Here is a 23542-nt window from a genome sequence, read left to right on the forward strand (position 1 = left end):
ATGGGGAAGGCGGGTGACACCCCGGCGACGCCGGGGTGACGATTGGGTGACAGGCTAGCGCAGCACCCGGCGCGGGTCGATGGGCTTGCCGCCGTGGCGCAGGTCGAAGAGCAGGTCGTGGCGTTCGCTGGCGTTGCTGAAGGCCACCTCGCAGACCGGCGTGCCGCGCGTGACGCGCTCGCCGTCCTTGACCAGCAGGCGCTCGCACTGGGCATAGACGCTCTGCAGGTTGTCGGCGTGGTGAATGATCACCACCTGGCCGAGCTGGCGCATGCTGTCGGCGAAGCGCACGTCGCCGTCGGCTACCGCCCGAGCCTGGGCCCCGCGGCCGGTGGCCAGCAGCATCGGCTGCAGGGTGCCGCGGCTGTCGCTGCCGAAGGCGCGCACCACCCGGTAGTCCTCGAGGGGCCAAGGCCAGCTGCGGGCCGAGCGGGGCAGGTCGCCGGGGTCCGGCAGGCTGGCCCGGGCGGGAGGGCTTGCGGCCTGGGAGCTCCTCGAGGCGCTGGAGGAGGGCGCGGCGCGCCCGCCGCCGCTGGCGGTCGAGACGGGCACTTGGATCAGCTGGCCCACCCGCAGGGACCTGGGCTCCACGCCGGGATTGGCGGCCTGGATCCGAGAGGCGCGGGTACCGAAGCGTCGGGCGATGCTGGAGTAGGTGTCGCCGGGCCGCACCTGGTAGCGGTAGGGGCCACCGGAGGGCGCCCGCTCTTGATGGGTAGGCATCAGCAGGCGCTGTCCCACCGCCAGGCGCCGGGAGTCGGCGTCGGGGTTGAAACGCTGGAGTCGCTCCAGGGGGACCCCGCCGCGCCGGGCGATCTCGCCGAGGGTATCGCCGCGCTGCACCACCACCCAGCTGCCGGTATCGGCCGCGGCGGCGGCGTCACGGGTCACCGGCCGATCCCCGCTGTCAGGCTGCGAGGCGCAGCCGCCCAGCAGCAGCGCTGCCAGCATCAGCGTGAGAGCGAGTCGTCCTTTTCCTGCCACAGGGCATTGAGCCATGAGTGGAAGCGCTCCTTGTCGTCCGGGTCGTCCTGGTAGTCCCCCTCCAGCATCCAGTCGGGCACGGGGAGGGTGCGCGCCCTCAGTACGATGCGCCCCTCCTGGCCGCAGAGGAAGCCCCAGAAGGTGGGGTCGGGCTGGTCATAGCTCAGGGTCACATCGATGATGCCCTCGAGGCGGTCTCCCAGCAGGTTGAGCACCTGGGCGATGCCGCCGGCCTTGGGGCGCAGCAGGTGGCGATAGGGGGAGCCCTGGGCATCGCGCTTGGCGGGCGTAAAGCGGGTGCCCTCGAGGAAGTTGAAGATGGCGATGGGGGCCTCCCGGGCGCGGTGGCACATGCGCTCGGTGGCCTCCTGGTCACGCTTGGCCAGATGGGGGTGGCGCGTGCGCTGCTCGGCGCTCATGCGGCGCATGAAGGGGTACTCCAGCGCCCACCAGGCCAGTCCCACGATGGGGATCCAGATCAGCTGGCGCTTGAGAAAGAAACGCGGCATGGGTATGCGGCGATGCAGGGCGAAGAAGAGCACGAAGATATCGGTCCAGCTGCGGTGGTTGGAGACCACCAGCCACCACTGCTCCCGGGAGAGCCCCTCGGGAACCTCGAGGTCCAGCTGCGGCTTCAGCCAGTGACGCATCCACCAGAGGTTGAAGCCGATCCAGTTGAGGGCCACGGCGTTGAGCCCGCGCAGCACCAGGCGGCGCAGCGGGCGGCCGGGCGTGATCAGCTTGACCAGGGTCAGGAGAATCAGGGGCACGCCCCAGACCAGGGTGTTGAGGGTAAGCAGCAGGAGACTGACGAGCCCCTTGAGGGTCGGCATGCGTGGCTCCGTCGGTGGCGAGTCGGATGCGGCAATCCTAAAGGATCGCCGGGCGACTGCCCAGCCGTGATCACTCGCCGGCAGGGGGTGCGTTGCCCAGGGTGGCCATGAGCACCTGCTGCAGGGCGAGGGCCGCCGCGGAGAGCTCGCCGTGGGTCACCATGCCCACGGCGCGCTCGATGGACGGTGCGGTAAGCGGCAGGCAGCGGGCGCCGAGCTCCTCCATCTGGCGGGCGCACAGGGAGGGCACGGCGCTGACGCCCAGGCCGCTGGCCACCATGCGGCCTACCGTGGCCAGCTGGTGGCTCTCGAAGGCGGCGGGCAGGCGAATGCCGCGCTCGCCGAGCTGCTGCTCCAGCAGGCGACGCACCATGGAGGGGCGCTGCAGGGCGATGAAGTCGTGGGTCAGCAGGGTCTGCCAGTCGAGCCGCCGATGACGGGCCAGCAGGGAGCGCGGTGGCACCACGGCCACGAAGCGGTCGATGAAGAGCGGGACGAAGGTGAGGCTGCCGGCCGCCTCCGGTTCGAAGGCGATGCCCAGCTCCACCTGGCGGTCGCGGACCATGTCGATCACCTGCTCGTTGATCACGTCATGCACCGTGACGTTGATGCGCGGGTGGCGGCTGCGAAAGGCCATCAGCGCCGGCGGCAGCAGGTTGCTGGCAAAGGAGGGCATGGTGGCCACCGTCAGGCGGCCGAGCTGCAGGGTGAAGCGCTGGCGCATCAGCTCCTCGGCGTTGTCCCACTCCGCCAGCAGACGCTTGGCCAGGGGCAGGAAGGAGTCGCCCTCGGGGGTGAGGCGTACGCTGCGGGTGGTGCGGATCAGCAGGCGCCCGCCGAGGCTCTCCTCCAGCCCCTTGATGGCCAGGCTGAGCGCCGGCTGGGAGAGGTGCAGCCGTTCACAGGCCTGGGTGAAGCTCAGGGTCTGGGCCACGGCGAGGAAGGCGCGAAGCTGCTTGACGGTCACGGCATGCTACCAAGGTCAAAGTTATGAGGCGGGCTCATCAATCGATAAAAAAAACAAACTTAACAAATATATCGCCAGGCACAACACTGGGTGGCATCGTGTCTCCACGACCACACCCACGCACAACAACATGAGGCGCCACCTATGGCCGGATTCGACAAGCGCGTTAACTCCTACGAAGAGGCGATGGCAGGCATCGAGAGCGGCATGACCGTTGTCGCCGGCGGCTTCGGCCTCTGCGGCATTCCCGAGAACCTGATCGCCGAGATCAAGCGCCGCGGGGTCAACGACCTTACCGTCATCTCCAACAACTGCGGCGTCGACGGTTTCGGCCTGGGCATCCTGCTGGAAGACAAGCAGATCAGCCGCATCTACGCCTCTTACGTGGGCGAGAATGCCATGTTCGAGCAGCAGATGCTCAACAACGAGATCGACGTCATCCTCACCCCCCAGGGCACCCTGGCCGAGAAGATGCGCGCCGGCGGCGCGGGTATCCCCGCCTTCTACACCGCCACCGGCTACGGCACGCCGATCGGCGAGGGCAAGGAGGTGCGCGAGTTCAACGGCCGCCACTATATCCTCGAGGAGGCGTTCCACGCCGACTTCGCCATCGTCAAGGGCTGGAAGGCCGATCGCTACGGCAACGTCGTCTACCGCGACACCGCCCAGAACTTCAACCCCCTGGCGGCCACCTGCGGCAAGATCACCGTCGTCGAGGTGGAGGAGATCGTCGAACCGGGCGAGCTGAAGCCGGACCAGATCCACACCCCTGGCATCTACGTCGATCGCATCATCCAGGGCAGCTTCGAGAAGCGCATCGAGAAACGTACCGTCCGCGAGGCCTGAGCCCGGCACGGCAACGCCCGATGACCGCCGGTCCGCCGGCTCCTTTCCGAGCTTCTCAAGCGAAGCCTTTCCAGCGAACAACGAGGCAACAAGATGGCACTCACCCGCGAACAGATGGCAATGCGCGTGGCGCGCGAACTCGAGGACGGCTACTACGTCAACCTGGGCATCGGTATCCCCACCCTGGTAGCCAACTACGTGCCCGAGGGCATCGACGTGATGCTGCAGTCCGAGAACGGCCTGCTCGGCATGGGGCGCTTCCCCACCGAGGAGGAGGTCGACGCGGACATGATCAACGCCGGCAAGCAGACGGTGACCGCTCGCCCCGGCGCGGCGATCTTCGACTCCGCCGAGTCCTTCGCCATGATCCGTGGCGGCCACGTGGACCTGACCGTGCTCGGCGCCTTCGAGGTAGATCAGGAGGGCAACATCGCCTCCTGGATGGTGCCCGGCAAGCTGATCAAGGGCATGGGCGGCGCCATGGACCTGGTGGCCGGTGCCGAGAACATCATCTGCACCATGACCCACGCCTCCAAGCACGGCGAGTCCAAGCTGCTCGAGAAGTGCAGCCTGCCGCTGACCGGCGCCGGCTGCATCAATCGGGTGCTGACCGACCTGGCCTATCTGGAGATTAAGGACGGCGCCTTCCACCTCAAGGAGCGCGCCCCTGGGGTCTCCGTGGAGGAGATCGTCGAGAAGACCGCCGGCAAGCTGGTCGTGCCCGACCATGTGCCGGAGATGACCTTCGACTGATTCTCGGTTGCTCCCGAGAGCTCACCGGCCCGGACGCCTGCGTCCGGGCCGGTGCCGTTATGAGGAGACGGTGTCGCTGTGAGGGGGCGAATGCCGGGTGTCGATTTCATGACCAGCGGGCGCAAAGCCCGCTCCCATGGGGGTTACGGCGCCTGGCGGCCGGGCTCTGCACAGCGTTATCCACAGAATCTGTGGATATCCCGATCAAGTGATCTCGCAGCGGGTATGGTGCGGCAGCAGCAGCTCCACGGCGCGCTCCTGGTTGGCGCTGACGGCCTTCTGCACCAGGGCGAGGCCGCCGCTCTCGAAGCGATGCTCGTCGCCGTCGGCGAAGGGCAGGCGCTGGGAGCAGGCGGGATAGAAGCGGTAGTCGAGCAGCCCCGACACCGGGAAGAGCCCGTGCTGACGGTCGCTGCTGCCGACGAAGCCGCTCTCGGTGAGGCGCCGGTCATAGTGGCTCAGGCTCTCCCCCAGGCGCTGGCAGTCGAAGCCGGCGTGATGCAGGCGCGGCCCGTTCACCGCGAGCAGCCCCGCCAGGGGGTGCGCCGCGCTGAGCGACTGGAAGGTGTCCCAGTCGGGCATCGGCCAGGGCCGGCCGCGACAGAGCAGGTTCTGGCCGCGGCGGTCCGCCTCCGGCGCCAGGGCCACCAGGGACTCCAGGCGCTGGCGCGGCTCCCGGGAGAGGGTGCCGAGCTGCAGCTCGCCGAGCACCAGCCAGGGGCCGTCATCCGGGGGCGAGAGCAGCGTCGCCAGCAGGCCGCGATCGGCCATGGCGTGGCGGTGGCGGGGGCGGTAGCCCAGGTGGAGCAGGCTGGGCAGCAGGGCGTCCATGCGCCAGGGGCCGTGATTCAGCGTGACCAGCGCCAGATACTCCACCGGAGCGTCCAGGGGCCAGAGGCGCAGGGCGCCCACCTCGGGGTGCTGGTGGACATAGTCCAGCCACAGCTGCTGAACGAACTCTTCCCTCTGCATCGCAGTGGTTTCCTTGTCGTGGATGCTGGCGGGAAGTATAGGCAGTCGGCGCCTCTAGCCATTCAACGCCGGGATGACGCTTCCAGCAGCTGGCGGGTGGCCGCGGCGATCTCCCCCTCCTCGTCGGTGGGAATCACCGCCAGGGCCGGGCCCGTGCCGGCGTCGATGCGCGGGGCGTGGTGCGCATTGGCGGCCGGGTCCAGGGCCGCCCCCAGCCACCCCAGCCGGGCCACGCAGCGCTCGCGGATTTCGGCGCTGTGCTCGCCGATGCCGGCGGTGAAGACCAGGGCATCGAGTCCGCCCAGGGTGGCGGTCAGGGCACCGATCTCCTGCAGCAGCCGCTCCACGAAGAGCTCGACCGCCTCGGCGGCCTGGGGGTGGTCGCTCGCCAGCAGGTCGCGCATGTCGGCCGAGATCCCCGAGACCCCGTAGAGCCCGCTGTCGTGATAGAGCAGGCGCTCCACCTGCTCGGCCGTCATGCCGGGCTGGCGCAGCAGGTGGAGCACCACCCCGGGGTCGAGTCGCCCGCAGCGGCTGCCCATCATCATGCCGTCCAGAGCCGTAAAGCCCATGGAGGAGGCGAGGCTCTGGCCGCCGCGCAGGGCGCAGAGGCTGCAGCCCTGGCCGAGGTGGGCGATGACCACGCGGCCGGCGGCGCGCTCGGCCCCGACCACCTCCGGCAGACGGCGCGCCACATGGGCATAGGAGAGGCCGTGGAAGCCGTAGCGCAGGATGCCCTCGTCGGCCAGGCGGCGAGGCAGGGCAAAGAGCTGGTGCACCCGGGGCTGATGGCGGTGAAAGGCGGTGTCGAAGCAGGCGACCTGTAGCAGCCTGGGCTGCTGGGCGCGCAGGCGGCGAATGGTCGCCAGGGCGGGAGGCTGGTGCAGGGGCGCCAGGGTCGCCAGCGCCTCGAGGTCGTCGAGCAGGGCGTCATCCAGCAGCACCGGGGCGGCGTGGTGGGTCCCGCCGTGCACGACCCGGTGGCCGATGGCGCCGAGCCCCGCGAGCAGCCCCTCGGCCTCGAGCCAGGCGAGCAGGGCCTCGGCGGCGTCCGCGGGCCCTCCGGCCAATGGCCGGAAGCGCTCCGTGGGCGCTTCGCCCTGGAGCAGCCGCAGCCGCGGCGCCTCGCTGATCCGTTCCACCAGGCCGCGCAGCCTGAGCCGACCCTGGCCGTCGTAGAGGCCGAACTTGACGGTGGCGGAGCCGGCGTTGAGCACCAGCTGATCATCGGGCATCGTCGCCTCCCTCCCGCTGGAAATGGACCAGCCGCGCGGCCAGGGCGGCCGAGGCGAGCCGCGTCTCGACGTCATCGGCACGGCTGGTCAGCATGATCGGCACCCGGGCCCCCACCACCAGGCCGGCGGCCTGGGCGCGGGCCAGATAGATCAGCAGTTTGGCCACCATGTTGGCGGACTCGAGATTGGGGGCGATCAGCACGTCGGCCCGCCCGGCGACGTCCGAGACCAGCCCCTTCTGGCGGCTGGCCAGCGCGGAGACGGCGTTATCGATGGCCAGGGGGCCGTCCAGGATACCGCCCCGGATCTGGCCGCGCTCGCTCATCTTGCACAGGGCGGCCGCCTCGATGGTGGAGGGCAGGGTGGCACGTACGGTTTCCACCGCAGAAAGCAGGGCCACCCTGGGCGGGTCGATGCCCAGGGCCCGGGCCAGGTCGATGGCGTTCTGGATGATGTCGCGCTTGGCGTCCAGGCCCGGCGCGATGTGCAGGGCGGCATCGGAGATCAGCAGCGGGCGGGGGTAGCTGGGCACGTCCAGGGCATAGACGTGGCTCATCAGCCGCTCGGTGCGCACGCCGGTGCGCCGATCCACGGCGGCGGACATCAGCTCGTCGGTATGCAGGGAGCCCTTCATCAGGGCCTGCACCTCGCCCTCGGCGGCCAGGCGTACCGCCGTCTCGGCGGACGCGTGGCTGTGGGAGGTGTCGACCAGGGTGAGCCCGTCGAGGCTCTCGCCGAGCGCCTCCGCCGCGGCGGTGATGCGGGCTCGGGGGCCGACCAGGGTCGGGGTGATGATCCCCTCGCGCCAGGCGGCCAGGGCGCCGCCCAGGGAAGCCTCGTCGCAGGGGTGGGCCACGGCGGTGGTCAGGGTCGGCAGCGGGCGAACGCTGTCGATCAGGCGGCGGTGCTGGTCACCGGTCTGGTGCCAGTGCTCGCTCTCTGCCGGGGGGGCGTAGGGGGTCGGCATGGGCGTCTCCATGAGATGGACGCCTCTAGCCTAGCATGGGCCCCGCCTGGCGCCATCCGGCCGGCTCGGGGCCGGTATGCACGGCGGGGTAGGCTCAGCGTACGCTGACCGCCTCCAGCAGGCCGTGCTCGCGCACATGCTGGTCGAACTCGCTGTAGCCGCCGATATGGGCCTGGTCGATGAAGATCTGGGGGACGGTGTGCACCGGCTTGCCGATGGTCTTCTCCAGGTCGGCCTTGGTCAGCCCCTCGGCATGCATGTCCACGTAGCGAAAGCCCTCGATGGCGCCGGCGGATTCGAGGCGGCCGGCCAGTTCCTGGGCGAAAACGCAGAAGGGGCAGCCGGGGCGGCCGAAGATGACGACGAACATGTGGACTCCTGGGAGGACATTGAAAGTGAACGCCTGGCATTGTGACGGATCGGCCCCGGCGGGGCCAATAGCGCTCGTCAAGCCGCGCCATTGGGTCGCACTATCGGGCCGGCGGGATCTCGAGCTCGCCGGCGTCGGCCCGGCGGAGCAGCGCCCCCAGCTCCCGGTGGATGCCCGGGCTCGTCACCAGCAGGTTCTCGCCGTAAAGATCCTCGGGAAAGCCCTCCGGGCAGGGGTAGAGGTGGCCGGTGCGGGCGCCGGCCTCCCGGGCGATCAGCCAGCCGGCGGCGAAGTCCCAGGGGGAGACGCTCTCGTAGTAGGCGTCCAGGCGACCACAGGCCACATCGCAGAGGTCCAGGGCCGCGGAGCCGTTGCGCCGCACGTCCTGGCAGTGCTCCAGTACGGCGGCGAGGCGGCGCATCAGCGGAGGGCGGCTATCGCGGCGATAGGGGAAACCGGTGCCCACCAGGCAGCGCTCCAGGCTGCGGGTGCGGCTGGCCCGGATAGGCTGGCCGTTGCAGTGGGCCCCCTGGCCGGCCAGGGCGGTGAAGGTCTCTCCCAGAAAGGGGGCGTGCACCACGCCCAGGGTGACGCGACCCGACTGGGCCCAGGCGATGGAGACGGCCACGTGGTGAAAGCCGTGAGCAAAGTTGACGGTGCCGTCGATGGGGTCCACCACCCAGAGCGGGGCATCGCGCTCAAGGGCGCTGCGCTCCGGTGCCAGCTCTTCGCTGAGCCTTGCCTCATCGGGGAAGGCGGCCTCCAGGCGCGCGGTGATATGAGTGTCCACGGCGAGGTCCACATCGGTCACCAGCTCATGGCCCTGCTTGTAGCGGTGGCCGAAGGTCTGGGCGGCACGGGCATCGCGGATCATCTCGCCGGCCTCCCGGGCGATCTCCACGGCGAGGGCCAGGCGTTCGGTGTCGGTCATGAGGGCTCCAGGCGTCGATGGCATCGGAGCCCAGCATAGCATCCGGCTGCGAGGAGGGTGGGCGCGGCGCTATACTGCACGCGCCAACGCGTCATGAAGGAGCCGCCATGCATGCCCTGACCCCTGAACAGTATGCTCGACTGGGCCGGCTCGCGGAGGGCTGGACCCACCGCTATCTGCGCGACGCCAAGCGGCAGCCGGGCTTCAATCCGCGGCTTGCCGCCGATGCCCTCTGTTTCCAGCGCCACACCGACCCCGAGCTCGGCGAGCAGCTGGTGGGGGCCCTGGTCACCCCGGTGTCGCTGTGGCTGGTGATGGTGCCCGCGGCCGACAGCGTCGAGATGCCCGAGGTGGGCAGCCATCACTGGCTGGCGTTGCCCTCGGGGGAGTACCCGCTGGAGACCGTGGCCCTGGGCGAGGAGGCCTGGTGCCGCCGCCTGGTGCTGCTCGATGACCTCTCGGACGTGACCAGCCGGCAGGCGGCCAGCCGGCTCGCTCAGCAGCTGATGGAGCGGGTCATGGCCGAGCGCCCGCCCGCCGACGGTGGCGCCTGAGGGCGGGCGGCCGTATGCTGGGGACGCTGTATCTTTCCCGCCCTGCGCGCTGGGCATGACAACGAAAAGACAAGGAGCTGCTGATGTCAGGAACTGCCCCCACCACTCCCCGCGTCGCCCTGGTCACCGGCACCACCAGCGGCATCGGTGAAGCCGTGGTGCGTCACTTCTGCGAGCTTGGTCACCAGGTGCTGGCCGTGGACTTCAATCCGGACGGCGCCGAGGTGGCCGAGCGCGCCGGCGCCGTCTTCTTCCAGGCCGACCTCACCGACGGGGAGGCCTGCAAAGCGGCGGTGGCGGAGGCCATGCGCCGCTTCGGCCGGGTGGATATCCTGGTCAACAACGCCGGGATCCAGCACGTCGCCCCCATCGAGGAATTCCCCGAGGCGAAGTGGCGCCAGATCATCGACCTGATGCTGACCGCTCCCTTCCTGCTGACCCAGGCGGCCTGGCCCTCCATGCGCGAGAACGGCTGGGGTCGGGTGATCAATATCGCCTCGGTGCATGCCCAGGTCGCCTCGCCTGGCAAGTCGGCCTATATCAGCGCCAAGCACGGCATGATCGGCCTGACCAAGACCGCGGCCCTGGAGGGCGGCGCCCAGGGCATCACCGCCAACGCCATCTGTCCCGCCTATGTGAAGACCCCCCTGGTCGACAACCAGATCGCCGACCAGGCGAAGCTGCACGGCATGGAGGAGCAGCAGGTGATCGAGCAGATCATGCTCAAGAACGCCGCCGTGAAGCGGCTGATCGAGCCCGCCGAGGTGGCCGAGCTGGTCGCCTACCTGGCCTCCGATGCCGCCGGTGCCGTCACGGGCTCGAGCTGGAACATCGACCTGGGGTGGACGGCGCAGTAAGGGTCTATCGGCGCACCGGCCGCTTCTGCAGCTTGCGCTGCAGGGTGCGTCGGTGCATCCCCAGCGCCCGGGCGGTGGCGGAGATATTGCCGTCGTTCTCCTGGAGCACCTTCTGGATATGCTCCCAGGCCAGGCGGTTGATGGAGGGGGGCTGCTCTGCCACTTCCGCTTCGGGGTCGCCGGTCTCCTTCTCGAAGGCGGCCAGCACCTCGTCGGCATCGGCGGGCTTGCAGAGGTAGTTGACTGCCCCCAGCTTGATCGCCTCCACGGCGGTGGCGATGCTGGAGTAGCCGGTCAGTACCACCACCCGGCACTCGGGTACCGCCTCCATCAGCTCCGGCAGCAGCTTCAGGCCGGAGTCATGCTCCAGCTTGAGGTCCAGGGTGGCCAGCTCCGGACGGTGCTGGCGCGCCAGGGAGAGCGCCTGCTCGCTGTCATGGGCCACCAGCACCTCGAAGCCGCGCCGGCTCATGGCGCGGTTCAGCACGTGGCAGAACATCTCGTCGTCGTCGATGATCAGCAGTCGTTCGGCTGTGGTTGGCTCTTGCATGGTGTCCTCATGGTCGGGTTCGGCTCAGCTGGCCGGTTCGCTGCGCGGCAGCACCACCTCGGTCAGGGTGCCGCCCTCGGGGTGATTGTACAGGCTCACGCCGCCGCCGAGGCGGTTGATGGTGGCATGGGTCAGGAAGAGCCCGATGCCGAGCCCCTTGCTCTTGGTGGAGACGAAGGTCTCGCCCAGCTGGTCGGCAATGGAGAGCGCCACGCCCGGCCCATGATCGCGAATATCGATGATCACCTCCTGGGGTGTCCAGTCGAGACTGATCAGGATGTCATCGGGGTTGGCGTCGGCGGCGTTGTTGAGCAGGTTGGTCAGGGCCTGTTCCAGGGTGGTGTCCACCGAGATCCAGGGGCGCCCGCGGCGCTCGGCCACCTCCAGGCGGTGGCTGACATCGGGGCGCAGCACCAGCCAGCGCTGCACCACGCCGGCCAGCCAGACCTCGCCATCGCGCACCTGGGGCTCCCCCATGCGGCGCCGGTCGGCGTTCTCCACCAGCTCGCGCAGGCGGGCCTTGCAGGTATCCACCTGCTGGCGCAGCAGCTCGATATCCTTCTGCAGCATGGGGTTGTCCCGGGCCTCGTCGCGCATCTCGGAGAGCAGCACGGCCATGGTGGAGAGGGGGGTGCCGAGCTCATGGGCGGTGCCGGCGGCCTGGGTGGCCACGGCCAGCACCTGCTCATTGCGCAGAGCGGACTCGCGGGTGGTCGAGAGGGCCTGCTCCCGGCTGCGCAGCGCATGGGCCATCTTGTAGATGAAGAAGGTGACCAGGCCCGCGGAGAGGGCGAAGTTGAGCCACATTCCCAGCACGTGGAGGCTGACTCCCTGACCGTGGTCGTGGTGGCCGTGGGCCAGCTGGGGGACCGGGTGATAGTGGACCATCAACAGCGAGTAGGCGAGCAGCGCCGTGGTGGCGATGATCCAGGCGTAGCGCCAGGGCAGGGTAGCGGCGGCGATGGTCACGGGTACCAGGTAGTAGGTGATGAAGGGGTTGCTGGAGCCGCCGGTGTAGTAGAAGAGCAGGGTCAGGGCCAGCACATCGGCGAGCAGGTGCGCCAGGTACTCGCCGTGGCTGATGGCGCTGTGGTGCCCAAGCCGCCACCAGGTGGCCAGATTGAGCAACGCCATGGCCAGGACCACGCCGATCACCGCCCTCACCTGGAGAGCGAAACCGAGGAACTCCACGCCGATGATGATGCCGGCCAGAAAGCCGGTCCAGGTGATGCCCCGCACGATGGTCAGGCGGACCAGGTTGCGGCTGGGGGTGGAAAGGGGCAGTGGCTGGGTGGCTGTGGGCATGGCGGCTCCTCGCATCGGGCCATCTATCATACCCGCTGCGGCGCCGGCCTACATTTCATCGCGCTGGCGGCGTAGAATGCGCCCACCGCCAACCGGCAACCATTCACGCACCCCTGCGGTGCCTCGACGACGAATCCATCATCGATGTCAGACCCCACCCTGGCCCGCGAAGTCGGGCTGCGACGCACTTTCGCCATTATCAGTCACCCGGATGCGGGCAAGACCACCATCACCGAGAAGATGCTGCTGTTCGGAAACGCCATCCAGATGGCCGGCTCCGTGAAGAGCAAGCGCGCCGATCGCCACGCCACCTCCGACTGGATGAAGATGGAGCAGGAGCGCGGCATCTCGGTGACCACCTCGGTGATGCAGTTCCCCTACGGCGGGCGCATCGTCAACCTGCTCGATACCCCCGGCCACGAGGACTTCTCCGAGGACACCTACCGCACCCTGACCGCGGTGGATTCGGCGCTGATGGTGATCGACGGCGCCAAGGGCGTCGAGGATCGCACCATCAAGCTGATGGAGGTGTGTCGCCTGCGCACCACCCCCATCCTCACCTTCATCAACAAGATGGACCGCGATATACGCGACCCCATCGAGGTGATGGACGAGGTGGAGACGGTGCTCAACATCCAGTGTGCGCCCATGACCTGGCCCATCGGCATGGGGCGCCACTTCAAGGGGGTCTACCACCTCTATAACGATGTCATCCACCTCTACACCCAGGGGCAGGGCAGCCGCATTCCCGATGACAGGCGCATCGAGGGGCTCGACAACCCCGAGGTGGACGCCGTGCTGGGCGAGGATCAGGCCGAGGAGCTGCGCATGGAGGTGGAGCTGGTCAGGGGCGCCTCCCACGCCTTCGACCTCGAGGCCTACCGCCGCGGCGAGCTGACCCCGGTCTACTTCGGTACCGCCATGGGTAACTTCGGGGTGCGCGAGATGCTCGACGGCTTCGTGGAGTATGCGCCGCCGCCCCAGTCCCGGGAGACCGACCTGCGCACCGTGGAGGCCGAGGACCCGCGCTTTACCGGCTTCGTGTTCAAGATCCAGGCCAACATGGACCCCAACCACCGGGATCGCATCGCCTTCCTGCGGGTCTGCTCGGGCAAGTACGAGAAGAACATGAAGATGCGCCATGTGCGCATCGGCAAGGACGTCAAGATCGCCGATGCGCTGACCTTCATGGCCTCGGACCGCTCCCAGGTGGAGGAGGCCTGGCCCGGCGATATCATCGGCCTGCACAACCACGGCACCATCCAGATCGGCGACACCTTCACGGTGGGCGAGGAGATGCGCTTCACCGGCATTCCGCACTTCGCGCCGGAGCTCTTCAAGCGGGTGCGCCTCAAGGACCCGCTCAAGATGAAGGCGCTCCAGAAGGGCCTGCAGCAGCTCTCCGAGGAGGGTGCCACCCAGGTCTTCATGCCCCTGGACAACAACGACCTGATCCTCGGCGCCGTGGGTACCCTGCAGTTCGACGTGGTGGCCCACCGCCTCAAGGAGGAGTACAAGGTGGAGGCGATCTACGAGGGGGTGAACGTCAACACCGCCCGCTGGATCTACTGCGATGACGCCAAGAAGCTCGAGGAGTTCAAGCGTAAGGCGAGCGCCAACCTGGCCATCGACGGCGGCGGCTACCTCACCTATATCGCCCCGACCCGGGTCAACCTGCAGATGACCCAGGAGCGCTGGCCGGAGATCCGCTTCCAGCCCACCCGGGAGCACTGACGCTCCTATGCTGATCGACGCCCACTGCCACCTGGACTTCCCCGATTTCGACGCCGATCGCGAGGCGGTGTTCGAGCGGGCCAGGGCGGTGGGCGTCGGGCATTTCGTGGTGCCGGGCACGACGCGCCAGCGCTGGCCGGATGTGCTGGCGCTGGGCAAGTGCGACGACGTCAGCGTCTGCCTGGGGCTGCACCCCTATTTCATGAACTCCCACGTCGACAGCGACCTGGACGCCCTTGACCAGACCCTGGCGGCTCACTGCGGCGGCGCCTCACCCAGGGTCGTGGCGGTGGGCGAGTGCGGTATCGATGCCCGCTTCGCCGATACCCTCGAGGCCCAGTGGGAACTCTTCGACGCCCAGCTCAGGCTGGCCAAGACGCATGCACTCCCGCTGGTGATCCACTGCGTGCGGGCCAACGACCGGGTCGCCAAGCGGTTGCGTCAGCTGGCGCCGCCCGCCGGCGGCCTGATCCACGCCTTCGCCGGCTCGCCGGAGCAGGCGCGGCGCTTCATCGATCTGGGCTTCGTGGTGGGGCTGGGGGGTGCGGTGACCCATGCGCGGGCAAAGCGCTTGAGGCGCGCCGTGGCAGCCCTGCCGGACGATGGCTTCGTGCTTGAGACCGATAGCCCCGACATGCCGCTGGCAGGGCGCCAGGGAGAGCGCAACGAGCCGGCGCGGGTCGTGGAGGTGTGCCGGGTCGTCGCCGAACTGCGGGGCCAGAGCGAGGAGGCGGTGGCGGCGGCCAGCACCGCCACCGCCCGGCGCCTCTTCGGCCTGTAAGCGAGCCCGGCCGAGGGTCAGCCGCGGGCAACCATCTCCTCTGGGTCCAGGCGCTCCACGGCATAGGGGAGCTTTAGCTGCTTGAAGGCCTGGCCGGCGACGCTCAGGGGCCCCAGGTCCTCCTTCGTGCTCAGCACGGCGAGCACCTCCGCCTGGCCATAGGCATCGAGTTCGGCGGCGACCACCTCGCCCACCGCCTTGCCCTCGGCGCTCTCCACCGGGCTGCCCGGGCCGGGGAGCTCTTCGCCCTCCAGCTGGGCGCGCACCAGGCGCCGCTTCACCTGGCCGCGGAAGTGGGCCCTGGCCACGACTTCCTGGCCGGTGTAGCACCCCTTCTTGAAGCTGATGCCGCCCAGCGCCTCCCAGTTGATCATCTGTGGCAGCAGGGCGTCGCTGTGCTCCGGCGTCAGCCAGGCCAGACCGGCCTGGATATCCTGCAGGCACCACACCCCATTGCCCACCGGCGCGGCCTGCTCGGTCAGGGTCTGCCACAGGGCCTCGGCGCGCTCTGCCGGCAGGCAGATCAGCTGGCGCGGACGGGGCCCCGGGTGGGTCAGCAGCTGCAGTTCGGCATCGCCGGCCTGATGCCAGGCCGCCGGGGGCACCAGGTCCAGCCGCGCTTCGGCCATCGCCGGCGCCTCCCGGCCGATGAGCCCGATCAGCGCCAGGTCGTCTCGTGGGGTGAGCTTGGCCTGGTAGAAGGCGGCGAACTTGCCCAGATGCTCCGCCAGGGGGGCGACCAGGCCGCGGTGCATCAGCAGGCGGTAGTGCCCCTCGGCGACCCTGAGCAGCTGGGCGTTGGCCAGCATGCGCCCCTTGGGGGTGCAGAAGACGGTCAGCGGGGCGAAGTCGCCGTCGGCGTGGGCGATCTGGGCACTGGCCTGCCCCTGCAGGAGCTTGTCGGCACCGACGCCGATCACGTCCAGGGCGCCCAGATGCACCAGCGGCGTGACCACCGTCCCATCCAGGGCCTGTCGGGCCTGATCCGGGGTGTCGAAGGCGACCCGGTCATCGGCCTCCTGCCGTCCGCCCAGGGCGGTAATCCACTCCTGCATGTGCTCTCCTCGTCGTCGGGGTAGGGATAGTCCCCTTATGCGGGCTCCGCTGCGACATTGCAACCGCTGTGGCCGCCGCGGCGCCATGCTAGACTCGCTCGCACATTCCCGGGGCCAGAGGAGAGCCGCCCATGGCGCACCAGTCGCTGACCTTCAAGGGCGTCGAGAACGCCGATCAGATCAACCGCATCACCACGGCGCTGATGATGCTCGACGGGGTCGACAGCGCCGAGGTCGGCCGCCACGGCGCCGAGGTGGAGGGCCGTGTCCGCCGCGATGCGCTGATCAAGGCCGTCGAGGCCCTCAAGCTTCCCATCCAGGTCAAGTGAACAGGAGGTTCCCCATGAAGAAGACCATTGAAGTCGTAAGCGTACGCAACCATATCTTTCGCCAGCGGGTCGAACTGGACGGCTTCGACGAGCTGTTCATCGACGTGCCGGTGGCCTATGGCGGCGAGGGCACGGCGCCTGACCCCCACGACTACTTCGACCTCTCCCTGGGGGGCTGCAAGGCGATCACCTCCATGATGTACGCCAAGCGCAAGGGGTGGCCTCTCGAGGGCATCAGCGTCAAGGTACACCGCGACGACAGCGAGGAGCGCCAGGGTGTCTATCGCCTCGACGTGGAGATGACCTTCCACGGCATCGAGGACCCCGAGCAGCTGGCACGCCTGGAGGAGATCAGCCACAAGTGCCCCATCCACCGGCTGATGACCAGCTCCACCGTGGAGGTCACCACCCGCACCAGCGTCGAGGCCTGAGCCTTCCACCATTCAATGGAGACCCCATGAGCAGACCCTTTCGCCTCGCCTCGAAGTTTCAGCCCGCCGGCGACCAGCCCGCGGCCATCGACGGCCTGGTGCGCGGGCTCGAGGCGGGGCTGGCCCACCAGACCCTGCTCGGGGTCACCGGCTCCGGCAAGACCTTCACCATGGCCAACGTGGTGGAGCGCCTGCAGCGCCCGACCATCGTCATGGCGCCCAACAAGACCCTGGCGGCCCAGCTCTATGGGGAGTTCAAGGCGTTCTTCCCCGACAACGCCATCGAGTACTTCGTCTCCTACTACGACTACTATCAGCCCGAGGCCTATGTGCCGTCGTCGGACACCTTCATCGAGAAGGATGCCTCCATCAACGACCATATCGAGCAGATGCGCCTCTCGGCCACCAAGGCGCTGCTGGAGCGCCGCGACGCCCTGATCGTGGTCTCGGTGTCGGCCATCTACGGCCTGGGGGATCCCGACCAGTACCTGAAGATGCGTCTGCACTTCACCCGCGGGGAGCTGATCGACCAGCGCAAGTTCCTGCGGCGCCTGGCGGAGCTCCAGTACACCCGCAACGACATGGACTTCAAGCGCGGCACCTACCGGGTGCGCGGCGACGTCATCGACATCTTTCCGGCAGACGCCGAGGAGGAGGCAGTGCGGGTCGAGCTCTTCGACGACGAGATCGACTCCATCCGCCTCTTCGACCCGCTCACCGGCGAGGTGAGGGGCGAGGTGCCGCGCATGACCGTCTACCCCAAGTCCCACTATGTCACGCCCCGGGAGACCATCCTCGGCGCCATCGATGCCATCAAGGCGGAGCTGGTCGAGCGCCTCGAGTGGCTGCGCAAGCACGACCGCCTGGTGGAGGCCCAGCGCCTGGAGCAGCGCACCCTCTACGATATCGAGATGATGCTCGAACTGGGCTACTGCAACGGCATCGAGAACTACTCCCGCTACCTCTCCGGGCGCAACCCCGGCGAGCCGCCCCCCACCTTCTTCGACTACCTCCCCGATGACGCCCTGCTCTTCATCGACGAGAGCCACGTCAGCGTCCCCCAGGTAGGGGGGATGTACAAGGGCGACCGCTCCCGCAAGGAGACCCTGGTGGAGTACGGCTTCCGGCTCCCCTCGGCGCTGGATAATCGCCCCATGAAGTTCGAGGAGTGGGAGGCGATCAGCCCCCAGACCATCTTCGTCTCCGCCACCCCGGGGCCCTACGAGGCGGAGCACGCCGGCCAGGTGGTGGAGCAGGTGGTGCGTCCCACCGGCCTGCTCGACCCGGAGCTGGAGGTGCGTCCGGCCAGCACCCAGGTGGATGATCTGCTCTCGGAGATTCGCCTGCGCACCGCCGTGGGGGAGCGGGTGCTGGTGACGACGCTGACCAAGCGCATGGCCGAGGACCTCACCGAGTATCTGGACGAGCACGACGTGCGGGTGCGCTACCTGCACTCCGACATCGACACCGTGGAGCGGGTGGAGATCATCCGCGACCTGCGCCTTGGCAAGTTCGATGTCCTGGTGGGCATCAACCTGCTGCGGGAGGGCCTCGACATCCCCGAGGTCTCCCTGGTGGCGATCCTCGATGCGGACAAGGAGGGCTTCCTGCGCAACGAGCGCTCCCTGATCCAGACCATCGGCCGGGCGGCACGCAACGCCCACGGCAAGGCGATCCTCTACGGTGACCGGGTCACCGACTCCATGCGCCGCGCCATGGAGGAGACCGAGCGGCGCCGGGCCAAGCAGGTCGCCTTCAACGAGGAGCACGGCATCACGCCGACCACCGTGACCCGCTCGGTGGCCGATATCCTCGAGGCCGCCCAGGCGCCGGGCAGGAAGGGCAAGGGGCGCCGCGGCGAGCGCAAGGTGGCGGAGCGGGAGGCGATCTACGACCCCGCTGAGCTCTCTCCCCAGCAGCTGGCCCAGGAGCTGACCCGGGTCGAGGATGCCATGTTCGAGGCGGCCCAGAACCTGGAGTTCGAGGAGGCCGCGCGGCTGCGCGACCGGCTGCAGGAGCTGAAGGAGCGCCAGCTGGCGCTGGGTGCTGTCTGATGCCTGAGGGGCCCGAGATTCGTCGCGCCGCCGACCGCATCCATCAGCAGATCGCCGGCCGGCGGCTGGAGGAGGTCTGGTTCGCCTTTCCCGAGCTGGCGCAGGAGGCCGGCTCCCTGGTGGGGCGCCGGATCACGGCGGTGGACAGCTGGGGCAAGGCGCTGCTGACCCGCTTCGATGACGGCCGGGTGCTCTACTCCCACAACCAGCTCTACGGCGTCTGGAAACTCCACGACGCCGAGCGGGAGCCGGATACCGGCCGCTCCCTGCGGGTGCGCCTTGTCGGCGAGGGGAGGGCGGCCAGCCTCTACAGCGCCTCGGATGTCTCCCTCTGGCAGGAGGAGCGTCTCGGGGAGCATCCCTTCCTGGCGCGGCTCGGTCCCGATCTGCTGACCCACGGGGTGACGGTGGAGCAGGCCATGGCCCGCCTGCGGGAACCACGCTTCCGGCGCCGTGGGCTGGGCGGGCTGCTGCTGGACCAGGCGCTGTTTGCCGGCATCGGCAACTACCTGCGCTCCGAGATCCTCTTCTTCGCCGGCCTCCACCACAGGGCCAAGCCCATGGGCCTGAGCGATGATGCCCTCGAGCGGCTGGCGCACAGCATCCTGGCGGTCACCCGTCAGGCCTACGACCAAGCCGGCGTCACCAACCGGCCCGACTGGGCCGCCCAGGATCGCCGGCGCGGCGCCAGCCGCCGCCACTGGCGCTTTGCCGTCTTCGAGCGCGACGGTCGGGACTGCCACGCCTGCGGCGGCGTCATCGAACGAGTCTCGGTCGCCTCCCGGCGGCTCTATCTCTGCCCCGGCTGCCAGGCGCCGCCCTGAGGCCGGCATATTCACAGCAATCTTTTTCACAGCAGTCATTTTTATACCGTTATCTTTTCTGCGCAGAATCCTTTGACCAAGGCTTTGGTGGCAGGAATGTCAGGCAACCCCGGGGTGGGGTATAATCCAGCCCGCTCGAGCCCGCCGGGCAGCCAGGCTGCCATCCGAGAGCGGGCATGCCGATAACGCCAAGGAGTTCCTTGCCCATGACCGTGATTCGTCAGGACGATCTGATTCAGAGCGTCGCCGATGCGCTGCAGTACATCTCCTACTACCACCCGAAGGACTTCATCGACGCCATGGCTCAGGCCTACGAGCGCGAGGAGAACCCGGCGGCGAAGGACGCCATTGCCCAGATCCTGATCAACTCACGCATGTGCGCCATGGGCCATCGTCCGATCTGCCAGGACACCGGCATCGTGACCGTCTTCCTGCACGTGGGCATGAACGTGCGCTGGGACGCCGAGATGAGCCTGGATGACATGGTCAACGAGGGCGTGCGTCGCGCCTACGCGCTGCCCGACAATGTGCTGCGCGCCTCGGTGCTGGCCGACCCGGACGGCGCCCGCAAGAACACCGGCGACAATACTCCGGCGATCATCCACCACAAGATCGTCCCCGGCGACACCGTGGAGGTCCACGTGGCCGCCAAGGGGGGCGGCAGCGAGGCGAAGTCCAAGTTCGCCATGCTCAACCCCTCCGACAACGTGGTCGACTGGGTCATGGAGCAGCTGCCCAAGATGGGCGCCGGCTGGTGTCCGCCCGGCATGCTGGGCATCGGCATCGGCGGCACCGCCGAGAAGGCCATGGAGATCGCCAAGGAGGCGCTGCTGGATCCCATCGATATCCAGGAGCTGCAGGCCCGTGGCGCCTCCAACCGCGCCGAGGAGCTGCGCCTGGAGCTCTTCGACAAGGTCAACAAGAGCGGTATCGGCGCCCAGGGCCTGGGCGGGCTGACCACGGTGCTCGACATCAAGGTCAGGGACTACCCGACCCACGCGGCCAACAAGCCGGTGGCCATCATTCCCAACTGTGCCGCTACCCGCCACGCCCACTTCACCCTGGACGGCTCCGGTCCCGCCGCGCTGCCGGCGCCGAAGCTGGAGGACTGGCCGGAGATCACCCGCGAGGCGGGGGATAACGTCAAGCGTGTCAACCTCGACAGCGTGACCCCGGAAGAGGTCCAGACCTGGCAGCCCGGCGACACCCTGCTGCTCAACGGCAAGCTGCTGACCGGCCGCGACGCCGCCCACAAGCGCATGGTGGACATGATCGCCAAGGGCGAGCCGCTGCCCGTCGACATGAAGGGTCGCTTCATCTACTACGTGGGTCCGGTGGACCCGGTGGGCGATGAAGTGGTCGGCCCGGCCGGTCCCACCACCGCCACCCGCATGGACAAGTTCACCCGCACCATGCTGGAAGAGACCGGCCTGCTGGGCATGGTGGGCAAGGCCGAGCGCGGCCCGGCCGCCATCGAGGCGATCCGCGACAACAAGGCGGTCTACCTGATGGCCGTGGGCGGCTCCGCCTACCTGGTGGCCCAGGCGATCAAGAAGTCCCGCGTGGTGGGCTTCGAGGACCTGGGCATGGAGGCCATCTACGAGTTCGAGGTGGAGGACATGCCGGTGACCGTGGCCGTGGACAGCCAGGGCACCTCGGTACACCAGACCGGCCCCGCCAAGTGGAAGGAGATCATCGCCGAGCGGGCGTGATCCTGTCGCTTCAGGTGCCACCGCGGCCCCGCCATCTGGCGGGGCCGCTGCCGTTTGGGTATGCTGTAGAACACTGTTTTTTCAGGGAGAGCCCATGACATCCTGGCTGTTAGGACTGGCGATCTTTATGGTGCACCTGCTGGGCATCCTGTCGGCGGTCCTCGCGCTGCTCTCCAGCCGGACCTCCCAGGGTGCCATCGCCTGGATCCTCTCCCTGATCACGCTGCCCTACGTGGCGGTGCCCGCCTACTGGATCTTCGGGCAGCCGCGCTTCTACGGCTATGTGTCGGCCCGCGGCGAGCGCGACAGCGTGCTGCGCCGGGTGCTGGCTCGCTATCGCGAGCCCCTGGAGCCCTTCGTGGCCGAGACCCGCGACCCGGACGTGCGCGCCGTAGAGCAGCTGGCCCAGATGCCGATGACCAGCGGCAACCGGGCCGAGCTGCTGGTGGACGGCGAGGCCACCTTCGAGAGCCTCTTCGACGGCATCGAGCGCGCCGAGGAGTATGTGCTGATCCAGTTCTTCATCGTGCGCAATGATGCCCTGGGCATTGAGCTCAAGCAGCGGCTGCAGCGAGTGGCCAATCGCGGGGTGCGGGTCTACTTCCTCTATGACGAGGTGGGCAGCCACAAGCTCAACGAGGGCTACCTGCGCGACCTGGCCAGCAGCGGCGTGGAGGTGAGCGCCTTCCGCTCCTCGCGCGGGTTTCGTCACCGCTTCCAGCTCAACTTCCGCAACCATCGCAAGGTGCTGGTGGTGGATGGCCGCGAGGGGTGGGTCGGTGGCTTCAACGTCGGCGTGGAGTACCTGGGCCAGCATCCTCGCCACGGGGCCTGGCGCGATACCCACCTGAAGCTCACCGGCCCCAGCGTGCTGGGTCTGCAGGAGGCCTTCTGGGAGGACTGGCACTGGGCCACCGGGGAGGTGATCACCCTAACCTGGACGCCTCAGGTCAGCTGCCACGAGTGTCACAAGGTCGTGATCGTGCCCTCGGGGCCGGCGGATCGCCAGGACACCGCCGGCCTCCTGGTGCAGCACGCCATCCACAGCGCTCGGGAGCGCTTCTGGGTGACCAGTCCCTACTTCGTGCCCGACCAGGGCGTCCAGGACGCCCTGCGCCTGGCCGCCATGCGCGGGGTGGACGTGCGCATCATGATCCCGGAGCACCCTGATCACCTGCTGGTGTTCCTGTCGGCCTTCTCCTTCCTGCCCGACATGCTCAGGGCCGGGGTCAAGGTCTACCGCTACCAGCCGGGCTTCCTGCACCAGAAGGTGATGCTGATCGACGATTCGGCGGCCAGTGTCGGCACCGTCAACCTCGACAACCGCTCCTTCCGTCTCAACTTCGAGATCACCGCTTTCCTGCCGGATCGCCACTTCGCCGCCCAGGTGCGGCTGATGCTGGAGAAGGACTTCGCCAACTGCCGGCGCGTCAACCTCGACGAGATCACCTCGCGGCCGCTGTGGCGCAAGCTGGTTTCGCGGGCCGCCTATCTCCTGTCTCCCATCCAGTGATACATTACGCTTTCACGATGGCCGAGAGCTCGGCCCTGCTGCCATCCGCGGATCGGGAGACCCCGTGAACCTCGAGACCAAATGGCTGGAAGACTTCGTCGCCCTGGCCAATACCCGCAGCTTTTCCGCCTCGGCGCGGCAGCGCCATGTAACCCAGCCCGCCTTCAGCCGGCGTATCCGGGCCCTGGAGCAGGCGGTAGGCGCCACCCTGGTGGACCGCTCCACCACGCCGGTGGACCTGACGCCCGAAGGGCAGCTCTTTCTGGTCACCGCCCGCAACCTGGTGGAGCAGCTCAACGAGAGCCTGGGGCACCTGCGGGGCCTGGCCATCGCCAACGAGGCGCTGGACATCGTCGCCGCCCACTCCCTGGCGCTGAGCTTCTTTCCCCCCTGGATCTCCCGCCTGCAGCAGGGGATCGGCGAGCTGCCCACCCGCCTGGTGGCCATGAACGTGGGGGAGGCGATCCACGTGCTTCGGGAGGGCAAGTGCGACCTGATGCTCGCCTACTACGACCCCTATGCCAGCATGCAGCTGGACCCCGAGGTCTTTCCCTCCTTCTCCATCGGCCAGGTGAAGATGCTGCCGGTGAGTCTGCCGGACGAGGCGGGAGAGCCACGCTTCCCGCTGGACGGCAAGGAATCGATTCCCTACCTCGCCTACACCCAGGGTGCCTTCCTGGGCAGCAGCGTGCGCATGCTGCTCAAGAACGACGCCCTGCGCCTGCGGCTGCGCACCGTCTACGAGACCGCCATGGCCGAGGGGCTCAAGGGGATGGTGCTGCAGGGCATCGGCATGGCCTGGATTCCCGACTTCTGCATCCGCGAGGAGCTTAAGAACGGCCGCCTGGTGCGGGCCGGAGGCGAGGAGTGGGACGTGCCCCTGGAGATCCGTCTCTACCGCTGCTCCCTGGTGCACAAGCCCGGCGTCGAGAAGCTCTGGCGGCAGATGCAGAAGCTCCCCCGCGACTTCCTTCAGGGGTAGGCG

At 68.6% G+C, this 23542-nt stretch carries 24 protein-coding genes; 13 read left to right on the forward strand and 11 right to left on the reverse strand.

Annotation, left to right across the window (positions count from 1 at the left end):
- Positions 1–54: 54 nt before the first annotated feature.
- The 3 genes from ACRYRV_RS16055 to ACRYRV_RS16065 all read right to left on the reverse strand — a co-directional run bounded on the left by ACRYRV_RS16055 (position 55) and on the right by ACRYRV_RS16065 (position 2784).
- The gene (locus ACRYRV_RS16055) at positions 55–999 is read right to left on the reverse strand and encodes a M23 family metallopeptidase (RefSeq protein ID WP_309636386.1); all 945 of its coding nucleotides are present in this window, start codon (positions 997–999) and stop codon (positions 55–57) included.
- Positions 951–1817 (reverse strand): acyltransferase, encoded by an 867-nt coding sequence (locus ACRYRV_RS16060; protein WP_253442830.1) that lies wholly within the window; start codon positions 1815–1817, stop codon positions 951–953. Before ACRYRV_RS16060 ends, ACRYRV_RS16055 begins: the two co-directional genes overlap by 49 nt.
- Positions 1818–1887: 70 nt before the next feature.
- On the reverse strand, positions 1888–2784 hold the full coding sequence (locus ACRYRV_RS16065) for a LysR family transcriptional regulator (protein WP_253442827.1): 897 nt from the start codon (positions 2782–2784) through the stop codon (positions 1888–1890).
- Positions 2785–2928: 144 nt separating this feature from the next.
- On the opposite strand from ACRYRV_RS16065, the gene ACRYRV_RS16070 reads away from it, so the two are divergent.
- Both ACRYRV_RS16070 and ACRYRV_RS16075 read left to right on the forward strand, forming a co-directional pair.
- Entirely contained in the window at positions 2929–3630 is a 702-nt protein-coding gene (locus ACRYRV_RS16070; protein WP_253442824.1) for a CoA transferase subunit A, read from the forward strand.
- A gap of 93 nt (positions 3631–3723) precedes the next feature.
- Entirely contained in the window at positions 3724–4383 is a 660-nt protein-coding gene (locus ACRYRV_RS16075) for a CoA transferase subunit B (protein ID WP_253442821.1), read from the forward strand.
- A gap of 204 nt (positions 4384–4587) precedes the next feature.
- Here the strand turns inward: ACRYRV_RS16075 and ACRYRV_RS16080 are convergent, their stop codons facing one another.
- The 5 genes from ACRYRV_RS16080 to ACRYRV_RS16100 form a co-directional block, all read right to left on the reverse strand.
- Positions 4588–5355 carry a DUF1338 domain-containing protein gene (locus tag ACRYRV_RS16080; protein ID WP_309636385.1) on the reverse strand — a complete coding sequence of 256 codons (768 nt, stop codon included), beginning with the start codon at positions 5353–5355 and terminating at the stop codon, positions 4588–4590.
- A 62-nt stretch (positions 5356–5417) separates the two neighbouring features.
- Complete coding sequence (locus ACRYRV_RS16085; protein ID WP_444984475.1) at positions 5418–6590, reverse strand: acetate/propionate family kinase; 1173 nt, start codon at positions 6588–6590, stop codon at positions 5418–5420.
- Positions 6580–7557 carry a bifunctional enoyl-CoA hydratase/phosphate acetyltransferase gene (locus ACRYRV_RS16090; RefSeq protein ID WP_444984474.1) on the reverse strand — a complete coding sequence of 326 codons (978 nt, stop codon included), beginning with the start codon at positions 7555–7557 and terminating at the stop codon, positions 6580–6582. The genes ACRYRV_RS16085 and ACRYRV_RS16090 overlap by 11 nt, the downstream gene beginning before the upstream one ends.
- A gap of 94 nt (positions 7558–7651) precedes the next feature.
- Positions 7652–7927, reverse strand: a complete 276-nt coding sequence (locus tag ACRYRV_RS16095; RefSeq protein ID WP_444984473.1) for a GrxA family glutaredoxin — start codon at positions 7925–7927, stop codon at positions 7652–7654.
- 100 nt (positions 7928–8027) lie between these two features.
- Positions 8028–8858, reverse strand: a complete 831-nt coding sequence (locus ACRYRV_RS16100) for an inositol monophosphatase family protein (protein WP_309636381.1) — start codon at positions 8856–8858, stop codon at positions 8028–8030.
- A 107-nt stretch (positions 8859–8965) separates the two neighbouring features.
- Between ACRYRV_RS16100 and hybE the strand changes: the two genes are divergently transcribed.
- Together hybE and ACRYRV_RS16110 are read left to right on the forward strand one after the other, a co-directional pair.
- A complete protein-coding gene (gene hybE / locus ACRYRV_RS16105; RefSeq protein ID WP_444984472.1) occupies positions 8966–9412 on the forward strand; it encodes a [NiFe]-hydrogenase assembly chaperone HybE in 447 nt (148 codons plus the stop codon).
- Between the two features lie 83 nt (positions 9413–9495).
- A complete protein-coding gene (locus ACRYRV_RS16110) occupies positions 9496–10269 on the forward strand; it encodes a 3-hydroxybutyrate dehydrogenase (RefSeq protein WP_444984471.1) in 774 nt (257 codons plus the stop codon).
- Positions 10270–10273: 4 nt separating this feature from the next.
- Here the strand turns inward: ACRYRV_RS16110 and ACRYRV_RS16115 are convergent, their stop codons facing one another.
- Together ACRYRV_RS16115 and ACRYRV_RS16120 are read right to left on the reverse strand one after the other, a co-directional pair.
- Positions 10274–10819 carry a response regulator transcription factor gene (locus tag ACRYRV_RS16115; RefSeq protein ID WP_309636379.1) on the reverse strand — a complete coding sequence of 182 codons (546 nt, stop codon included), beginning with the start codon at positions 10817–10819 and terminating at the stop codon, positions 10274–10276.
- A gap of 24 nt (positions 10820–10843) precedes the next feature.
- Positions 10844–12124 (reverse strand): ATP-binding protein, encoded by a 1281-nt coding sequence (locus tag ACRYRV_RS16120; protein WP_253442780.1) that lies wholly within the window; start codon positions 12122–12124, stop codon positions 10844–10846.
- A 144-nt stretch (positions 12125–12268) separates the two neighbouring features.
- Here ACRYRV_RS16120 and prfC point away from each other — a divergent pair, with 144 nt between their 5' ends.
- A complete protein-coding gene (gene prfC / locus ACRYRV_RS16125) occupies positions 12269–13858 on the forward strand; it encodes a peptide chain release factor 3 (RefSeq protein ID WP_444984470.1) in 1590 nt (529 codons plus the stop codon).
- Positions 13859–13865: 7 nt separating this feature from the next.
- Positions 13866–14639 carry a TatD family hydrolase gene (locus tag ACRYRV_RS16130; RefSeq protein ID WP_444984469.1) on the forward strand — a complete coding sequence of 258 codons (774 nt, stop codon included), beginning with the start codon at positions 13866–13868 and terminating at the stop codon, positions 14637–14639.
- Between the two features lie 17 nt (positions 14640–14656).
- Here ACRYRV_RS16130 and ygfZ read toward each other — a convergent pair whose 3' ends face one another.
- The gene (gene ygfZ, locus ACRYRV_RS16135; protein ID WP_444984468.1) at positions 14657–15694 is read right to left on the reverse strand and encodes a CAF17-like 4Fe-4S cluster assembly/insertion protein YgfZ; all 1038 of its coding nucleotides are present in this window, start codon (positions 15692–15694) and stop codon (positions 14657–14659) included.
- 131 nt (positions 15695–15825) lie between these two features.
- Here ygfZ and ACRYRV_RS16140 point away from each other — a divergent pair, with 131 nt between their 5' ends.
- The 7 genes from ACRYRV_RS16140 to ACRYRV_RS16170 all read left to right on the forward strand — a co-directional run bounded on the left by ACRYRV_RS16140 (position 15826) and on the right by ACRYRV_RS16170 (position 23539).
- Entirely contained in the window at positions 15826–16023 is a 198-nt protein-coding gene (locus ACRYRV_RS16140) for a hypothetical protein (RefSeq protein ID WP_253442775.1), read from the forward strand.
- A gap of 14 nt (positions 16024–16037) precedes the next feature.
- Positions 16038–16454 carry an OsmC family protein gene (locus ACRYRV_RS16145; RefSeq protein ID WP_253442773.1) on the forward strand — a complete coding sequence of 139 codons (417 nt, stop codon included), beginning with the start codon at positions 16038–16040 and terminating at the stop codon, positions 16452–16454.
- A gap of 26 nt (positions 16455–16480) precedes the next feature.
- Positions 16481–18508 (forward strand): excinuclease ABC subunit UvrB, encoded by a 2028-nt coding sequence (uvrB, locus tag ACRYRV_RS16150; RefSeq protein WP_444984467.1) that lies wholly within the window; start codon positions 16481–16483, stop codon positions 18506–18508.
- Positions 18508–19332, forward strand: coding sequence for an endonuclease VIII (nei, locus tag ACRYRV_RS16155; RefSeq protein WP_444984466.1), 825 nt, complete (start codon positions 18508–18510; stop codon positions 19330–19332). The genes uvrB and nei overlap by 1 nt, the downstream gene beginning before the upstream one ends.
- A 206-nt stretch (positions 19333–19538) precedes the next feature.
- The gene (locus tag ACRYRV_RS16160) at positions 19539–21044 is read left to right on the forward strand and encodes a fumarate hydratase (protein WP_253442768.1); all 1506 of its coding nucleotides are present in this window, start codon (positions 19539–19541) and stop codon (positions 21042–21044) included.
- Positions 21045–21138: 94 nt separating this feature from the next.
- Positions 21139–22557, forward strand: a complete 1419-nt coding sequence (gene cls / locus ACRYRV_RS16165; RefSeq protein WP_444984465.1) for a cardiolipin synthase — start codon at positions 21139–21141, stop codon at positions 22555–22557.
- Positions 22558–22621: 64 nt separating this feature from the next.
- The gene (locus ACRYRV_RS16170; RefSeq protein ID WP_253442762.1) at positions 22622–23539 is read left to right on the forward strand and encodes a LysR substrate-binding domain-containing protein; all 918 of its coding nucleotides are present in this window, start codon (positions 22622–22624) and stop codon (positions 23537–23539) included.
- Positions 23540–23542 lie beyond the last annotated feature (3 nt).

Source organism: Halomonas mongoliensis (genome assembly GCF_052496345.1).

Coding starts and splice junctions, on each gene's coding strand:
- ACRYRV_RS16100 (WP_309636381.1), bottom strand. CDS start 8,858: ATGACCGACACCGAACGCCTGGCCCTCGCCGTGGAGATCGCCCGGGAG.
- ACRYRV_RS16060 (WP_253442830.1), bottom strand. CDS start 1,817: ATGCCGACCCTCAAGGGGCTCGTCAGTCTCCTGCTGCTTACCCTCAAC.
- ACRYRV_RS16140 (WP_253442775.1), top strand. CDS start 15,826: ATGGCGCACCAGTCGCTGACCTTCAAGGGCGTCGAGAACGCCGATCAG.
- nei (WP_444984466.1), top strand. CDS start 18,508: ATGCCTGAGGGGCCCGAGATTCGTCGCGCCGCCGACCGCATCCATCAG.
- ACRYRV_RS16130 (WP_444984469.1), top strand. CDS start 13,866: ATGCTGATCGACGCCCACTGCCACCTGGACTTCCCCGATTTCGACGCC.
- prfC (WP_444984470.1), top strand. CDS start 12,269: ATGTCAGACCCCACCCTGGCCCGCGAAGTCGGGCTGCGACGCACTTTC.
- ACRYRV_RS16070 (WP_253442824.1), top strand. CDS start 2,929: ATGGCCGGATTCGACAAGCGCGTTAACTCCTACGAAGAGGCGATGGCA.
- ACRYRV_RS16075 (WP_253442821.1), top strand. CDS start 3,724: ATGGCACTCACCCGCGAACAGATGGCAATGCGCGTGGCGCGCGAACTC.
- ACRYRV_RS16110 (WP_444984471.1), top strand. CDS start 9,496: ATGTCAGGAACTGCCCCCACCACTCCCCGCGTCGCCCTGGTCACCGGC.
- ACRYRV_RS16115 (WP_309636379.1), bottom strand. CDS start 10,819: ATGCAAGAGCCAACCACAGCCGAACGACTGCTGATCATCGACGACGAC.
- ACRYRV_RS16090 (WP_444984474.1), bottom strand. CDS start 7,557: ATGCCGACCCCCTACGCCCCCCCGGCAGAGAGCGAGCACTGGCACCAG.
- ACRYRV_RS16055 (WP_309636386.1), bottom strand. CDS start 999: ATGGCTCAATGCCCTGTGGCAGGAAAAGGACGACTCGCTCTCACGCTG.
- hybE (WP_444984472.1), top strand. CDS start 8,966: ATGCATGCCCTGACCCCTGAACAGTATGCTCGACTGGGCCGGCTCGCG.
- ACRYRV_RS16160 (WP_253442768.1), top strand. CDS start 19,539: ATGACCGTGATTCGTCAGGACGATCTGATTCAGAGCGTCGCCGATGCG.
- ygfZ (WP_444984468.1), bottom strand. CDS start 15,694: ATGCAGGAGTGGATTACCGCCCTGGGCGGACGGCAGGAGGCCGATGAC.
- ACRYRV_RS16145 (WP_253442773.1), top strand. CDS start 16,038: ATGAAGAAGACCATTGAAGTCGTAAGCGTACGCAACCATATCTTTCGC.
- ACRYRV_RS16085 (WP_444984475.1), bottom strand. CDS start 6,590: ATGCCCGATGATCAGCTGGTGCTCAACGCCGGCTCCGCCACCGTCAAG.
- uvrB (WP_444984467.1), top strand. CDS start 16,481: ATGAGCAGACCCTTTCGCCTCGCCTCGAAGTTTCAGCCCGCCGGCGAC.
- ACRYRV_RS16095 (WP_444984473.1), bottom strand. CDS start 7,927: ATGTTCGTCGTCATCTTCGGCCGCCCCGGCTGCCCCTTCTGCGTTTTC.
- cls (WP_444984465.1), top strand. CDS start 21,139: ATGACATCCTGGCTGTTAGGACTGGCGATCTTTATGGTGCACCTGCTG.
- ACRYRV_RS16120 (WP_253442780.1), bottom strand. CDS start 12,124: ATGCCCACAGCCACCCAGCCACTGCCCCTTTCCACCCCCAGCCGCAAC.
- ACRYRV_RS16080 (WP_309636385.1), bottom strand. CDS start 5,355: ATGCAGAGGGAAGAGTTCGTTCAGCAGCTGTGGCTGGACTATGTCCAC.